Annotated in this window: 11 protein-coding genes and 1 pseudogene; 3 read left to right on the forward strand and 9 right to left on the reverse strand. The window is 35.6% G+C overall.

Annotated features, from left to right (window positions below; translation table 11 throughout):
* Positions 1-5: 5 nt before the first annotated feature.
* Positions 6-1,220, forward strand: coding sequence for an aminotransferase class V-fold PLP-dependent enzyme (locus BN2628_RS00895; protein WP_055095631.1), 1,215 nt, complete (start codon positions 6-8; stop codon positions 1,218-1,220).
* 68 nt (positions 1,221-1,288) lie between these two features.
* Here the strand turns inward: BN2628_RS00895 and BN2628_RS00900 are convergent, their stop codons facing one another.
* Entirely contained in the window at positions 1,289-2,146 is an 858-nt protein-coding gene (locus BN2628_RS00900) for an enoyl-ACP reductase FabI (protein WP_021930023.1), read from the reverse strand.
* A gap of 277 nt (positions 2,147-2,423) precedes the next feature.
* Between BN2628_RS00900 and BN2628_RS00905 the strand changes: the two genes are divergently transcribed.
* The gene (locus BN2628_RS00905; protein WP_044230665.1) at positions 2,424-3,383 is read left to right on the forward strand and encodes an ROK family protein; all 960 of its coding nucleotides are present in this window, start codon (positions 2,424-2,426) and stop codon (positions 3,381-3,383) included.
* A gap of 197 nt (positions 3,384-3,580) precedes the next feature.
* Here the strand turns inward: BN2628_RS00905 and BN2628_RS00910 are convergent.
* The 4 genes and pseudogenes from BN2628_RS00910 to BN2628_RS00925 all read right to left on the reverse strand — a co-directional run bounded on the left by BN2628_RS00910 (position 3,581) and on the right by BN2628_RS00925 (position 7,507).
* A pseudogene (locus BN2628_RS00910) lies at positions 3,581-4,736 on the reverse strand (acyltransferase).
* A gap of 21 nt (positions 4,737-4,757) precedes the next feature.
* On the reverse strand, positions 4,758-5,759 hold the full coding sequence (locus tag BN2628_RS00915) for a D-alanine--D-alanine ligase (protein WP_021930026.1): 1,002 nt from the start codon (positions 5,757-5,759) through the stop codon (positions 4,758-4,760).
* A 51-nt stretch (positions 5,760-5,810) separates the two neighbouring features.
* The gene (locus BN2628_RS00920) at positions 5,811-6,887 is read right to left on the reverse strand and encodes an RluA family pseudouridine synthase (RefSeq protein ID WP_154668355.1); all 1,077 of its coding nucleotides are present in this window, start codon (positions 6,885-6,887) and stop codon (positions 5,811-5,813) included.
* Entirely contained in the window at positions 6,884-7,507 is a 624-nt protein-coding gene (locus BN2628_RS00925) for a PASTA domain-containing protein (protein WP_257606330.1), read from the reverse strand. The genes BN2628_RS00920 and BN2628_RS00925 overlap by 4 nt, the downstream gene beginning before the upstream one ends.
* A gap of 281 nt (positions 7,508-7,788) precedes the next feature.
* Between BN2628_RS00925 and BN2628_RS00930 the strand changes: the two genes are divergently transcribed.
* Positions 7,789-8,682, forward strand: a complete 894-nt coding sequence (locus BN2628_RS00930) for an AAA family ATPase (RefSeq protein WP_021930029.1) — start codon at positions 7,789-7,791, stop codon at positions 8,680-8,682.
* Positions 8,683-9,272: 590 nt separating this feature from the next.
* Here BN2628_RS00930 and BN2628_RS00935 read toward each other — a convergent pair.
* Genes BN2628_RS00935 through BN2628_RS00950 form a run of 4 tightly spaced genes read right to left on the reverse strand, consistent with a single transcriptional unit; the run spans position 9,273 to position 13,435 of the window.
* Complete coding sequence (locus tag BN2628_RS00935; protein ID WP_021930031.1) at positions 9,273-10,034, reverse strand: creatininase family protein; 762 nt, start codon at positions 10,032-10,034, stop codon at positions 9,273-9,275.
* Positions 10,035-10,067: 33 nt separating this feature from the next.
* Positions 10,068-11,237 (reverse strand): AGE family epimerase/isomerase, encoded by a 1,170-nt coding sequence (locus tag BN2628_RS00940; protein ID WP_021930032.1) that lies wholly within the window; start codon positions 11,235-11,237, stop codon positions 10,068-10,070.
* 12 nt (positions 11,238-11,249) lie between these two features.
* Complete coding sequence (locus BN2628_RS00945; RefSeq protein ID WP_021930033.1) at positions 11,250-12,167, reverse strand: dihydrodipicolinate synthase family protein; 918 nt, start codon at positions 12,165-12,167, stop codon at positions 11,250-11,252.
* Positions 12,168-12,193: 26 nt separating this feature from the next.
* On the reverse strand, positions 12,194-13,435 hold the full coding sequence (locus BN2628_RS00950; protein ID WP_055095667.1) for an MFS transporter: 1,242 nt from the start codon (positions 13,433-13,435) through the stop codon (positions 12,194-12,196).
* Between the last annotated feature and the right edge of the window lie 355 nt (positions 13,436-13,790).

The following is a 13,790-nucleotide window of genomic DNA, read 5'->3' on the forward strand; positions in this document are numbered from 1 at the left end:
AAATTATGCTGGATACGGAGAAAATAAGAGGAGATTTTCCAATATTATCTCGTGAAGTATATGGAAAACCGTTGATATATTTTGATAATGCAGCCACAACGCAAAAGCCCATATGCGTTATTGACAAGATAACGGAAGAGTATTATAATACTAATGCTAATGTCCATCGAGGGGTTCATTACCTAAGTCAAGAAGCTACAGAGGCTCATGAAGCTTCGAGGAAAAGAGTCCAGAAGTTTATAAATGCTTCAGATTCAAAAGAAATTATATTTACGAGAGGTACGACTGAAGCAATAAATTTAGTGGTAAGTAGCTTTGGCAATACTTTTTTGAAGGATGGGGATGAAGTAATTCTTTCTGAGATGGAACATCATGCTAATATTGTTCCATGGCAATTGTTACAAAATTATCGAAAAATAAAACTTCGTATTGTCCCGATTAATGACAAAGGGGAACTGGACATAGAAACATATCGTAAGTTATTTAATGAAAAAACTAAATTTGTTTCTATTTCTCATATGTCAAATGTGTTGGGTTCTATTAATCCAGTAAGAGATTTAATCGATATAGCTCATGGTTATGGTATTCCTGTTTTGTTGGATGGAGCTCAGGCTGCTCCGCATGTATCGGTTGATGTACAGGCCTTAGATGTTGATTTTTACGTGTTATCTGCTCATAAGATTTATGGCCCGACAGGTATAGGGGTACTTTATGGGAAAGAAAAATGGCTTGATAAGATGCCTCCATATCAAGGAGGAGGAGAGATGATTGCTCATGTATCTTTTAACCGTACGACTTTTAATGAATTACCTTATAAATTTGAAGCTGGTACTCCCGATTACATTGGAACTACAGCATTTGCTACAGCGCTTGACTATGTAGAAGGTGTAGGATTGGACAAGATAGCAGCTCACGAACATGAGTTATTAGCTTATGCTACCAACCAGTTGATGACAGTTGGCGGAATGTATATTTATGGAACGGCACAAAATAAAGGCTCAGTAATTTCGTTTAATGTAGGAAATATCCATCATTATGATATGGGAATGTTACTTGATAAATTCGGTATAGCTGTAAGAACTGGGCACCATTGCGCTCAACCATTAATGGAGCGTTTGGGCGTTGAAGGTACGGTTAGGGCTTCATTTGCCATGTATAATACAAAGGAGGAAATAGATGCTTTTGTTACAGCTGTGAAACGGGTGTCAAAGATGTTTTGAGGGAAATTTCTTTCATATATAGAAAAAGCCGGATTATCCGGCTTTTTCTATATATGAAATGTACTTTGTTATCCGTAGCAAATATCACCTTTTTCATTTCGATATTCGTCAAAACTTTTATTGTACTGATCCATTGCCCTGAGGCTCATCCCCATGCTGGAGAATCCTCCATCATGATAGAGATTCTGCATTGTAACTTTACGAGTGAGGTCAGAAAACATGACGATACAGTAATCTGCACATTCTGCAGCTGATGCATTTCCGAGAGGAGACATACGGTTTGCAAAATCCATTAGAGATTCCATTCCTTTGACTCCACTACCAGCAGTAGTCATTGTTGGAGATTGTGATATGGTGTTAATGCGGACACCTTTCTCTCGGCCATAGATATATCCGAAGCTTCGTGCGATAGATTCTAATAATGCTTTTGCATCAGCCATATCATTATATCCGAATAAGGTTCGTTGCGCAGCGACATATGAAAGTGCAATGATAGAACCGTAATCAGCTATGGCATCCATCTTTTTTGCAACTTGAATCATTTTATGGAAAGAGATGGCTGAAATATCTAATGTTTTGTCTAGCATATCATAGTCGAGATCATCGTAAGGCCTTTTTTTACGTACATTAGGAGACATTCCGATGGAGTGTAAAACAAAATCAATTTTTCCTCCTAATATTTCCATTGATTTTGCAAATACATTTTCTAAGTCTTCGACGCTTGTTGCATCGGCAGGAATTACTTCTGCATTCGTTTTCTTTGCCAATTCATCGACTTGGCCCATACGTACAGCGACAGGAGTATTCGATAAGGTAATAATTGCACCTTCTTCGACAGCTCGTTCTGCCACTTTCCATGCAATGGACATTTCATTTAAAGCCCCAAAGATAATACCTCTTTTCCCTTTTAATAAGTTATTACTCATAATTTAATTAATTTATTAATAGGCAAAATCACAAGTTGTAATTAATAATTATACGTGTTCTTTTTGCGTGACAAATATACAATATATTTTTTATACCACAATCTTTTACCTCTATTTTGCAATGTAGACATTGCAAAATAGAGGTAAAAGATTGTGGTTGATTTTTTGGGGAAGAAAAATTAACAGAAAATAGGGCGTTTTTCTTTCTATTTTCATCGTCAACAAAAAGAATATCTTAACTTTGTCTGGAAATTAATAAAAACACACAAGTATGACCATGAGTAAACCATATGTAGTTGGTATTGATATTGGTGGAACCAATACTGTATTTGGCATTGTAGATGCACGTGGAACCATTATTGCCAGTGGTTCTATAAAAACTCAAAAGTATAATCAGGTAGAGGATTATGTTACAGACCTATATACTGAATTATCTCGTTTGTTGGAGCAAGAAAATGCAACAGATAAGATTATGGGTATAGGTGTAGGGGCACCTAATGGCAATTATTTTAATGGTACAATAGAGTTCGCACCTAATTTGCCTTGGAAAGGGGTTATTCCTTTAGCCCAAATGTTGAGTGATCGTTTTGGAATACCGGTTTCTTTGACGAATGACGCAAATGCTGCGGCAATTGGAGAGATGACTTACGGTGCAGCTCGAGGACTGAAAGATTTTATCATGATTACTTTAGGTACAGGAGTTGGTAGCGGTATTGTAATAAATGGACAATTGGTTTATGGTCATGATGGCTTTGCTGGAGAATTAGGTCATGTGATCATACGTCGTACAAATGGACGTCTTTGTGGATGTGGACGCACAGGATGTCTGGAAGCTTATACGTCAGCAACTGGAGTTGCCCGTACTGCGCGAGAGTTTCTTGAGATACGCAAAGATGATAGTTTATTACGTCAGATTCCGATTCAAGATATTACTTCAAAAGATGTATATGATGCAGCAGTAAAAGGCGATAAACTTGCATCAGAAATATTTGATTATACCGGAACTATTTTGGGTGAAGCATTTGCTGATTTTGTAGCCTTTTCAAGCCCTAAAGCAATTATTCTTTTTGGTGGATTAGCAAAATCAGGAGATTTGATTATGAAGCCTATTTGCGAATCGATGGAGCGTAATATGTTGGCTATATATAAAGGCAAAGTTAAAGTAATGCTTTCTGAATTGAAGGAAAGCGATGCAGCTGTATTAGGTGCAAGTGCTTTAGGTTGGGAAGCTAAATAAAAAGAAGTTAAAATATTCTTAATAAAAAAGGAATGGTAATTGTAATATTACCATTCTTTTTCTGTATAGTTTAATGTTCAATTTCCATTTTTCATAAGAAGGTCTGAGTGTCTTAAAGAAAAGTAATTGATTTTGGTAAAAACAATTACAGGAAAATCTGGTCAATGAAAAAACTATTATTAAGATTTGCAATTTAATTAAAAGTCTCCTATTGCTATAAGCTTGTTTTTTAATGGATTAGAGTACATTTCTAAGATTTTGTGTTTCAGGAAAGACTCATCCTTGTTAGGGATGTCTTTTATTTTATTTATTTGTTGTTGTATATAATTTTCAAAGAGTTCTTTTTCCTCTTGTGTGTATTTGTCGATAAAGCGTTGGTCTTCATTTAATAAATCATAAGCTATGTAATTTCCAGTATATATTTTGTAATTACTATGGATAGCTTTATCTATAATATGGGTAATTTCAGTGATTGTTTCTGCTTTTCCCAATTTATCGTTTATCAGAGTTAATTGTTTATTTATGGGAGAAGAGACAGCAAAGTGAATGTGCCCTTTATATCCGAGAAGACCTTTTTCCATACTTAAAAGATCGTCATGAGGGGTTTTTTTGAAAGATGGATTATCTCTTTTAAGTTGAAATTCTCTGGCTTTCAGATAATCACATGGATCATATTCATAAGATATGGATACGGGGACAATGTTCAGACTTGCAATATTACTTTTAAGATCACTTCCACCACCTAAATTGAACATTTTAATCATACTTTCCTGTGTTCGGTCATCAGAATCTTTTGCGCGACCCTCTCTTTGGGCTATCCATAGAGATTGATGTTTTATTTTAATGGCAAAATGAATGTAATTTGACAGACGCTTTGATACTTCAAGCATTTTGCGCACAGGAACATTCCGGTTGACGATGACGCTCTTGTTGATTCGTACTAAATTAGATATCCAAGGATAAATGAGCAAATTATCTCCGATAGCTACTTCACTGGTATCAAATCCATTTTCAAGAAGCATAACATTCAAAAACGAAGCATCGAGAATGATGTCTCTATGATTTGACATGTATGTGTAGCTTTCTGAAGGACTTAAATTTTCAAAACCAGAGCCATCTACTCCGGAAGAAGATGCGTGTATCAATTGATATAAAAAGGGTACGGCCAGTTTGTCTTGAAAATCTTTCTTCGAATGACAAGAAAGCATTTGATTACAAAATTTATTGTAATCGACATCNGATGTATTTGACGGCATGTTCAAATCCTTTTTCTGAGATGATTGACGGAATAATTTCCGGAACTTCTTCATCGTAAAAAGGTCTGATTTCATCAAAATCAAAAAGCTGTTTCATTGCAAAAATAATATTTCAACTTTATCTTTTTACTACTGTATTATGTGTTAATTCATTTTCGATAATATCGGTCATTACCTCTTTCATGTCGATACCCATGGCTTTTACTTGTTGTGGAATGAAACTTGTTTCTGTCATTCCGGGAGTAGTATTTACTTCAAGTAAATGGGGTTCTTCGCCTATGATAATATAATCAACACGAATGATTCCTTTACAACCAATAATATCATAGATACGAGAAGTCATTTTTTGCACTTTCTCAGTTATTGCTTGGGATAATCGAGCCGGAGTTATTTCTGAGGCCTTTGATGCTGTATATTTTGCCTCATAATCAAAGAACTCATTCTTACTTATTACCTCTGTAATAGGAAATACAATATCATGCTCTCGTGTTTTGTAACATCCGCAAGTTATTTCAGTTCCTGACATAAATGACTCGATAATAACTTCTCCTCCTTCTTTAAAAGCGAGTTGGATAGCTGGTTGAATCTGGTCATTTTCCTTGACTTTTGTGGTACCAAAACTTGACCCACCCACATTGGGCTTTATAAAACAAGGCAGCCCGATTTTTTCTATAACCTCTTCGTTACTTATCGATTCGCCATTGCGCAATAATATAGATTGGGCAATGGGAAAACCGAATGATTGTAAATAATGATTACATATATATTTATTGAACGTCAAAGCTGATGCTAATACTCCACATGAAGAATACGGCATGCCTATCAGATCAAAGTATCCTTGTAAAAGACCGTTTTCACCCGGTGTACCATGTATTGTTATGTAGGCAAAATCAAATATATGTTTTTTACCTTCAAAGCAAAAACTGAAATCATTCTTGTCTATTTTTACAGTTGTTTCACCGGGCAATTCTACATGCCAATCATTTTTGGATAATTTCACTATATATGCATCGTACCGTTTGGTATCTAAAAAAGAATAAATACCTTTTGCACTTCTAATTGAAACAACCATCTCCGATGAGTCTCCACCAGCGACAATAGCAATTTTTCGCTTGTCCATTTTTATTACAATATAAATTTACCTATAAATTTTAAATAAGCCTATAGTCTTTCAGTAAATTTCTCTGTTAGACATATAATTTCTCCATTTTTCTATTAGTTTTGACATATCTTCAGGTATATTAGAATCGAAAAAAAGCTCTTTGCCTGTACGAGGATGGATAAAACCTAACGTTTTGGCGTGTAAAGCTTGTCTAGGACATATATCAAAACAGTTATTTACAAATTGTTTGTATTTTGAGAACGTTGTCCCTTTTAGAATTTCATTTCCTCCATAACGAGCATCATTGAATAATGGATGACCGATATATTTCATGTGAACTCTGATTTGGTGGGTTCTACCTGTTTCAAGTCGGCATTCAACGACTGATACATAGCCCATTCTTTCAAGAGTTGTATAGTGTGTAACTGCCGTTTTCCCATAATCTCCATCAGGAAATACTGCCATTTGTAGTCGGTCTTTAAGGCTGCGACCGATATTTCCTTCTATTCTTCCGTGATCTTCGGCCATATTGCCCCATACGATAGCAATATATTTGCGTTGTGTTGTTTTATTGAAAAATTGTAGACCAAGATGCGTTTTTGCCTCAGGCGTTTTTGCAATAACTAAAAGTCCAGATGTATCTTTGTCAATTCGGTGTACTAAACCCAGACGAGGATCTGAAACGTCAAATGTCGGACTGTTACGGAAATAAAATGCCAGAGCATTGACCAAAGTTCCAGTATAGTTGCCATGTCCTGGATGTACAACTAGCCCCGCAGGTTTATTTACCACCAATACATCATCGTCTTCATAGACTATATTAAGAGGTATATTTTCTGGAATAATTTCAAGTTCGTAGCGAGGTCGGTCCATTACGACCGATACAATATCGTAGGGTTTTACCTTGTAATTCGATTTTACGGGATTTCCATTTACAAGGATGCACTTAGCTTCGGCTGCTTGTTGTATTCGATTACGTGAGGCATTTTCGATTCTGGCAGTTAAAAATTTATCTACTCGTAGTAGATTTTGTCCCTTATCTGCGACAAATCTGAAATGTTCGTAGAGTTCATTCCCTTCTTCGTCAGTGAATTCATTGTAATCAGGGAGGATATTTGTTAATTTATCTAATTCTTCATTCATCATTCTAACCACTCTTCATCAATTACCGGAGCTTCAACTTCAATAGAATCTGAGTCGGATATAAATGTTGGTTGCATATGTCCATCACCAACTTTTAATGTTAATTGAGCGTCGGCAGGCAATTTTGTACCCTTCTCAACAGGATGACCTTTATAATATATTTCAATTACGAGATCTTTATATTCAGATGTGATATATTCCGTTGAAGGTTCTGGGAATCCCATTCCGGTAATAAATGCTATTGCTTGTCGTTGAGACATATCTTTCACATCTGGAACGGCAATTTTTCGAGGTGAACGGGCATTAACTGTAACAAAAATGATACGATTTTCCTTGACTTTCGAACCTTCTTGCGGAGTTTGGTCTATGATGCTTCCTGGGATAGCACCTGAAACATATATCGAATCTATTATTTCACATTTTAAATTGTATCGTGCTAATAACGGTACAGCATCTTCTATAAACATTTTTTCTATATTAGGGACATTTATGGCATGTCCATGGCGAGTGTATCTATTAAGCCCGAATAATAGAGTCGCTAATAGTATTAATGCTACTAGAGATATTAGTAAAAGAGTTCTTATGATGAGGTGATTCCTCAAAAAATCTATCAATCTTTTCACCGTCATTATGTTAAGTACATAGGAAGGGCAAAGATAAGTATTTTCATTTTGTTTTACAATTGGCTTTTCATTTTATTCATAAGACGATGCTTGTCTGTTGCGTGTATGTTTAGTTAGATGAGTACGTAACTTTGGGAAAAATAAAATTTTCTTAGCCTTGATTCTTTAAAAAATCTAATATACATTGATAATAAAAGGTAAAACTTGTACATTTGTGGCCATTAAGCCTTTGTCTGTAAATCAGTAGGCCGAATCTAAGAAGTTGGTAAACCGGACTGGATATGAAGAAAAATTCTGTAACATGGATCATTATTACTGTTGTGTTGGCCGTTATTTTAGCCATTGCAGCTTATTTTATTTTCCGCCAGCATAAAGAGATGGAGGAATTTAAAACTCGAGTAGAAATGGAGAAAGAAAGAGATGCTCTTGAGAGAGAGTATGCAGACTTGGCTCTCCAGTATGATCAGTATGAAGGAGGAAAATTATTGATAAATAATGATTCTTTGGTTGAAAAACTTGATGCTGAGAAGATGAAAGTTCAGCGGTTGCTTGAGGAACTTCGGACTGTTAAGTCTACAAATTCGGCTCGGATTAATGAATTGAAAAAGGAATTAGCAACCTTGAGGAGTGTAATGAGAAATTATATTATACAGATTGATTCGCTTAATTCTTTGAATGAAAAACTCGTTAAGGAGAATAAAACTGTTACCAGAAAATATCAAGAAGCATCTCAGGTTGCGTCCCGTTTACAAAAAGATAAGGAACAGTTAAGTCATAAAGTAACTTTGGCATCGAAACTTGATGCGGTAGGGATAACGGTTACATCTATAAATGGTAGGGGAAAAACTGTTTCCAAAATTAGTAGGACAGAACAACTGAAAATTTGCTTTGCTCTTGCTAAAAATGTAACGGCTGAGGTCGGTGAAAAGTATATTTATATACGTATAGTGAAACCGGATGGTGATGTATTGGTAAAAGATCGTAATGCTCTTTTTCACTATGAAGATAGTGATATAAATTATTCAAGTCGTAAATTAATAGAATATACAGGAGAGGAAATGAACTTATGTATATATTGGCCGGTAGAAGAGTTTTTATATCCAGGTGATTATCGAGTTGATATTTTTGCAGATAATTATCTTATAGGAAGTCGCAATTTTGAGTTGAAAAAATAGTATGAGAAAAAGTCAAAGACGCTTATGTAAATAAGCGTCTTTTTTATTGTATACCATATTATTATATTGTTGTATTTTTAGGAAATAGGAGTATATTTTTATTTTATATACCAGTTTTTTTACTAAAAAAAATTGTATATTTGATTATCCTCCTTTATGTTGGTGTCTTTAGTCTTATAATCTGATCATTTTTAATTAATGAAGTTGCGTACCTATGAGTGAAGAAAAACTGCTGTTTATAAAAATTGCCGATTTAAAAAAGAAATCTGAGCTGGTTGGTACAAAAGGTAAATCGAGAAAATGATTTGTTGTTTGTAGTTACAGATAGGAATGTAATGAATTTGCTGGCAATAGGGAAAGGTATGTTTTTTGAAATCGTCGGGATTACCTCGGATGATAAGAAAATACTGAAATCTCAGTATTGATGAGACTCATAATCATAACCCGTTAGTTGGTCGGATGGATGATAAATAGTTTATAATCCGAATATACCCTCAAAAAATATTGTTAAGGATATTTTGCCTGATGTTGTAGCAAGAAAGAATAATCTCACTTTCATGTTCAAACAAAAAAGTGAGATTAAATAAAGATTAATATAACTTATGTTTTGTAATGTCAATAAATAAGTCTGCTAATTTTTCAACTATAGCATGGGCGTAATCTCTCCCTTTTTCAACAGAGGCCTTTCTGGGATTTCCTATGCCACTGTCGGTGGAAGCTTTGTCCCAATGGCGGGGAGTCCAAGCAATTTTTTTATTTAGAGATGGAATTGCAAAATTTTTGACTTCTCCATTACCAGCTTCACTAAGTTTTACCAGCTCGGGATGATAATACATCATAACCGATGTTTCTGATTCCCCGGCATGGTCATCTATCTCTGCTTCAAAAAAATCTTTTCCAGAAATAATTTCGAACCAGTTAGTTGCCAATATGAGAAAATCCGGATAGTCTATATACAGGTCACGTATCATGCCTTTGAAGTCATTTCCTCCATGCCCACCTAAAATAACTAAACGTCGTATCCCTTGGTTGTATAAGGATGCTGCGATATCTTCTAAAATGTATTGACGGGTGATTTGTCGTGTATGTATACAAAATGGCAAATCTCGTTGTCCGGGATTATGTGCCCCGAAAGGAACAGGAGGCATTACCATGCAATGAATTCCCGCACGTTCTCTTGCTAACTGGGCTGCATCGACAGCTATATCATGAGGCAGAATACAGTCAGTAAGATAAGGCAAGTGAAAATTGTGAGGTTCTATTGCTCCCCATGGCAATATGACAACATCATATTTTTCATCTTTTGTTTTTCCGTAACATGAGATTGTGAGATCAATTTTTTTTCTATCCATGTTGAATTTATTAAAAAAATAAAGAAGCTCATCTTATTCTGAACAAAGAGTATGGCTGAGTATCATCATTCGAGGAATATGGAAAGGACCTTTAAAAAGATTCCCTTTTGCTGGTTGGGCAATTGAGCCATCTCGGTGTAGATATCCATACCATTCACCATATTCTTTATCTGGGAAATGAGAATATGTCCATTCGCTGATTTGTTTGTGCATTGACAAATATTTTTCATCATAAGAGGCTCGGTAAGCATAAAGTGTTGCAATGATAGCTTCAGTTTGTGGCCACCAAAATTTCATGTCCTGGGAATAATCTTGTGAAGGAAAATTTTTGCAGTCACGAAAGTTAATGATACCTCCATATTCTTTATCCCATCCCCAAGACCATGACCAATCAAGAATTTGAAGCCCCAAAGATATCAGATCTTTATCCCAGTTGCGGAATTTAGCTTCTTCCAAGATAAACCATGCAGTTTCAATGCAATGACCGGGATTGATTGTACGTCCGTTGCATGTGTCAATGAATTCCCCGTTTGGCCCGACCATTTCAAGCAAAGCATTAAATTCTGGATGGATAAAGTATGTTCGGATGGCTGATATAGATTCTTCTATCTGTTGGTCTAGTATTGGATCTGGAATGGCTGCACGGATGCGAGATGCTGTGTTTATGAGAATCATGGTTATAGAATGTCCTCGAGCTTGCAAAGCCGGCAAATATTTAGGCTCTAAAAATCCGGGGGTAGATAGAAATCTTTTGATACGCATAAATAGTTCTAAAGCTTTTATTGCATATTCTTTTTCTCCGGATGCAATGGCATATTCAGACATTGCAATAGCAGCGAAACATTCAGAAAATACATAGCGTCGTTGGCGAAGAGGAATTCCATCTTCTGTTACTTCGAAATATAGATGTCCATGAGCATCTATACAATGGGCTTCGATGAAGTCTATGCAACTTTTTGATGCGGCTAGCCAGTCAAGATTCTTTTCTATGTAATTGTAAGCGTAAGCAGCGATAAATCCAAAACGTCCTTGGAACCATACAGACTTAGTTGTATCCATTAAACGACCTTCTCGGTCAAGGCATGTATATATGCCACCATATTTACGATCAAGACCATACTTTAGCCAGAAAGGCATAATATTTTCTGTAAGATCTTTCCGATAGATTGCTGCCCATGATTTTAAATAATCTGTAGCTTTCATAATGTGTGAGATTTAAAATTTGTTACAGCGTTCAAAAAAGTTTATTGCTTCGAGTTCTGTTTTCATTTTAATTTCTTCTTCGTCTGTCATGTTTTGAAATGGAGTTCGATTTTTGCCCAAGTCTAAGCCAATGAGTTTCATTATGCGCTTGCCTCCTACAATATTGCCACGGAAATGGCAAATAATATTGATTACTTCTTGAGCAAAATTTTGGCGTTCACGAGCTAAGTCTAAGTTTCCGTTTTTCCAGGCTTCTATGATGCCTACCAATTCTTTTCCATTATAGTTGGTTGTTCCCCCAATTCCGCCTTGAGCTCCTCCCATGGCTAAGCAGGGGAGAATGGTCTCGTCTTGTCCGTGTAACATGTCATACTTGCCATTTTTGTAAAGGCGGCATTGATTGTATTCATACAGGCTTTCGAATGTATATTTGATACCAGCAAAATTAGGTATTCGCCCGTCTACTTCTTCAAGTAATTTAATCATAGGTAAGAAGGCTCCGTTGAAGGCTGGGATGTGATAGTAATAAAACGGAAGCGTTGGAGCACCTGTTGCAATTTCTTCGATATATTTTACTAATTCTTCAATACGTCCGATTTTTGGGAAAGGAGGAGCCATTGCTCCGATACCCCAAGCTCCTATTTTTTGTGCATGTTCAGCTAATATTTGACTAGATTTTACACAACAGCTTCCGACGTGTACAATTACTTTAAAGTTCTTGGGTACTACAGCCATCCAGCGTTCGGCAAGTTTCATACGTTCTTTTTCGGTCAACATATACCCTTCTCCGGATGAACCATTAATAAAAACGCCCTGTAATCCATTTTTTTGTAGCATTTTAGCATAAGCCTCAATAGGTTCATAATTTACATCTCCATTCTCATAAAATGGTGTAAATGGAGCATCTATTAATCCGATAATTTTTTCCATAATTATAATTATTGTATTTTGTTATTTTATTTCATATTGTCTGTTTGGGGACGTAAGAAATATAGTTGAAGGAATACTGCAGCGACAACAATTATACTTAACATTGCAAATCCTTGCCCTAGACTTCCGTTGTCGGACCATTTCCCGAGTAGTTCTGTTACAGCAGCTCCTGCAAAAACTCCAATCATATTCATTATTCCATATGCAGTACTGCGATATTTAGTGGAAACGAATTGACAAAGAATAGGCATATTATTGGCATCAAAAATACCAAAACCTATGCCAAAGAGAAGTCCAGCCCCGATAACAGCAATGAGGTTGTGTCCGAATCCTAATAATAATAAGGCTGGGATAGTTAGGCTTAAGCCGATGGCTCCGGTATAAATACGCCCTCGTATATTTTTCTGTACCCAACGATCCGAGAGAATACCTCCGAAAATAACACCTATAAAAGAAGAAAAAGCGATAGTTATAGTGGATAATGGACCCGCTTGGGACATCGGGATATTTAGATTTTCTGCAAACAACGTCGGCAACCAATTTTTTGTTGCCCAACCAGGTAGACTGGGAGCTGCAAAATAGAATAAAATAATCCAAAAAGCCCAGGAAGAAAACAGAATACTTATACCAGCCAGAAATGTTGTTTTTTTGAGTTCAGGATTTCTTTTTGTTTCTATTTCTTTTGCTAGAATATGAGTGGGATTTTCATGTAGTAATACTATTAATATCAATGAGTAAATAATCCCGATGATTCCAAACCATTGAAAAGTCGATTGCCATGAAAACATGGCTGCGGCTGTTGCTCCAAATCCACCTATAGCTTGTCCAACATAAAGACCTGTCATGTGTATTCCTATTGCCAAAGATCGAGATTTGTCACGATGCCAATCGGCTATGAGAGAAAGAGCAGATGGAATGTAAAGTGCTTCGCTGATTCCCATTATAGCCCGGAGCCAATAAAGCTCATTGTATGATTTTGCATATCCCATTAAGAAAGTAACAGCGGACCAGACAAAGAGGCTGCCAACAATAAGCCATTTCCGACTAAATCGATCTGCTATCATCCCTGCAATTGGGCTCATAAATCCGTAAATCCATAGAAAAATGGCCATCAATGCTCCGAATGCTTCTGCCTTGTTTAGTTCCGTAATGTCTATTTTCATAGAAGCTTGCATGGTAGAGAGCATCTGCCTGTCCATATAATTAAGCAAAGCTACTACCCATAGTAAGCTTACTACTATCCAGGGATAAATACTTTTGTTTCTCATTGGTATCATATATAAATTAATAATTTAAATTTTGATGGCAAAAATAATAAATATATTTATTATGTGTCGCATTTTTTTATGATATAACGAATAATATTATTGTTAAAGTACTTTATTGAATAATAGTGAAGAGATATTTTTGAAAGACTTAAAATAATTTGTGGGCCTAATTGCTTTTTAGGAGATTAAAATTGTTATAGAATAAGAAAACTATACTATTTTTATTAGTTTCTAATTGTGTTTATGTTATTATTATATTGTATATCAGTGTATTATGTATTTGGATATAATACCGTTTTATGCACTTTCTTGTATTAAAAAATGATAAATACTGTGAACTTAACGAAGTAAAAGC

It is taken from the genome of Gabonia massiliensis (assembly GCF_001403595.1).
GTDB classification, from domain to species: domain Bacteria; phylum Bacteroidota; class Bacteroidia; order Bacteroidales; family Coprobacteraceae; genus Coprobacter; species Coprobacter secundus.